Consider the following 1,772-nt stretch of genomic DNA (forward strand, 5'->3'; position numbering starts at 1 on the left):
GCCGGGGGCGGGTTACGGGCCCCCGGCCCCCCCCCCCGCGGGGCGGGCGGGGGGGGCGGGGCCGATAAACGGCCCGAAGCCCCCGCCGAGACAGGAGAGACCATGCCCAGCCTGACCGAGAAGGACACCCCCTTCCTTGCCCTCGACCGCGCCCGGATGGACCGCAACCTCGCGCGGATGCGGTCCCATGTCGAAGGGCTTGGGGTCGCGCTGCGGCCGCACCTGAAGACGGTGAAGTCGGTCCCCGCCGCGCGCCGCATCCTCGGCGAGATGACCTCCCCCGCCACGGTCTCGACCCTGCAGGAGGCCGAGGCCTTTGCCGCCGCCGGCTGCACCGACCTTGTCTATGCGGTGGGCATCGCGCCCGCCAAGCTGCCCCGGGTGGCGGCGCTGCGGGCGACCGGCGTCGATCTGGTGGTGATCCTCGACAGCGTCGCGCAGGCCCGCGCCGTGGTCGACGCCTCGAAGGCCGCGGGCGCGCCGATCCCCGCGCTGATCGAGATCGACTGCGATGACGCCCGCGCAGGCCTCGCCCCCGGCGACCCGGCGCTGGTCGAGATCGGCCGCATCCTGCACGCGGGCTCCGAACTGCGCGGCGTGCTGACCCACGGCGGCGCCAGCTACCGCGCCTTCACCCCCGGTGCAATGATGACCATGGCCGCGCAGGAGCGCGCCTCGGCGGTGCGCTGCGCCGAAGCCCTCGGCGCCGCCGGCCTGCCCTGCCCGGTGGTCAGCATCGGCTCCACGCCCAGCGCCCATTTCGCGCAGGATTTCACTGGCGTGACCGAGGTCCGCGCCGGGGTCTACACGCTGTCGGACCTGATGATGGCCGGGCTCGGCGTCGGCGGCATCGACGACATCGCGCTGTCGGTCGTCACCACGGTGATCGGCCACCAGCCGCGCCGGGGCTGGATCCTGACCGACTCGGGCTTCATGGCGCTCTCCAAGGATCACGGCACCGCCGGGATGCCGGTGGACCAGGGCTACGGGCTCGTCGCCGACATCGACGGCCAGCCCTTCGGCGATCTCGTGGTGCGCGGCGTCAGCCAGGAGCACGGCGTGCTTGCCCTGCGCGAGGGCAGCACCGCCACGCTTCCGGACCTGCCGGTCGGTACGTTGTTGCGCATTTACCCCAACCACGCCTGCGCCGCCGTCGCGATGCACGCGAGCTTTGCCGTCACCGACGGCGGCCGCGAGATCGTCGAAGACTGGCCGATCATGCGCGGCTGGTAAGCGCCTCCGGCCCGCCCCCGGCGACCACCCGGGCACGACACGAGCAGGACCCGATCAGGACACGATCAAGACAAGGGACCGGAAGACCATGACCAACGACATCGCGGCGATCCTCGCCCACCCGCAATTCCGCGCCGCCCGCGACGCGCTGCGCGACGGGCATGCCCGCTACGTGGACGAGATCGTCACCCTCACCGAGATCCCCGCCCCGCCCCTCAAGGAAGAGCGCCGGGCCGAGGCCTTCCGCGGGATGCTGGCCGGGTACCGGCTCGAGGACGTGGCGCTCGACGGCATCGGCAACGTCACCGGCCTGCGCCGCGGGCGCGGCAACGGCGGCATCGTGGTGGTCTCGGCCCATCTCGACACGGTCTTCCCCGAAGGCACCGACGTCACCGTGCGGCGCGAGGGCACGCGGCTCTTCGCGCCGGGCGTCGGCGACGACACGCAGGGGCTGGGGGCGCTGCTCGCCTTCGCCCGTGCGCTTGACGCGGCAGGGATCGAGACCGAGGCCGACCTGCTGTTCGTCGCGGACGTGGGCG

2 protein-coding genes are annotated in these 1,772 nt (G+C 73.4%); both read left to right on the top strand.

Translation table 11 applies throughout. From position 1 onward, the window contains the following. Positions 1-102: 102 nt before the first annotated feature. Positions 103-1,233 carry an alanine racemase gene (locus tag HC022_RS25780; RefSeq protein ID WP_167454283.1) on the top strand — a complete coding sequence of 377 codons (1,131 nt, stop codon included), beginning with the start codon at positions 103-105 and terminating at the stop codon, positions 1,231-1,233. A gap of 88 nt (positions 1,234-1,321) precedes the next feature. Then, the coding region (locus HC022_RS25785; RefSeq protein WP_167454284.1) for a M20/M25/M40 family metallo-hydrolase at positions 1,322-1,772 on the top strand (451 nt) is incomplete at its 3' end.

The organism is Salipiger sp. HF18 (assembly GCF_011806505.1).
Taxonomy (GTDB): Bacteria; Pseudomonadota; Alphaproteobacteria; order Rhodobacterales; family Rhodobacteraceae; genus Salipiger; species Salipiger thiooxidans.

Coding starts and splice junctions, on each gene's coding strand:
- HC022_RS25780 (WP_167454283.1), top strand. CDS start 103: ATGCCCAGCCTGACCGAGAAGGACACCCCCTTCCTTGCCCTCGACCGC.